1 pseudogene is annotated in these 257 nt (G+C 38.5%); it reads left to right on the top strand.

Going from position 1 to position 257, the window contains the following annotated elements:
- Positions 1–64: 64 nt before the first annotated feature.
- Positions 65–257 (top strand): annotated as a pseudogene (locus B4920_RS29205) (integrase core domain-containing protein); the annotation flags it as partial.

Raw genomic sequence — 257 nt, 5'->3', positions numbered from 1 at the left:
AAAAATCCCTAACTTTAAATTTTACTCAATGGAAATGAACTAACTAGATTGCCGAATGCCCTCTGCGTGTTGGAATAATGCAGTTGTTGAGCGTTTCTTTGGTAGTTTGAAACACGATTGGATTTTTAAAGTTGCTCAACCAACAAGGTAGTTTATGAAGCAAGATGTAACGGCTTACATGAAATATTACAACTTGGAGAGACTTCATTCTGCTAATGACGGGCCTTTTCAGCAAAGCCAAAAGAACACAGGCGGAG

The organism is Zoogloea sp. LCSB751 (assembly GCF_002028455.1).
GTDB lineage: Bacteria > Pseudomonadota > Gammaproteobacteria > Burkholderiales > Rhodocyclaceae > Zoogloea.
The sequence above is the reverse complement of the archived record's forward strand: the minus strand, read 5'-3'. Positions and strand labels throughout refer to the sequence as shown.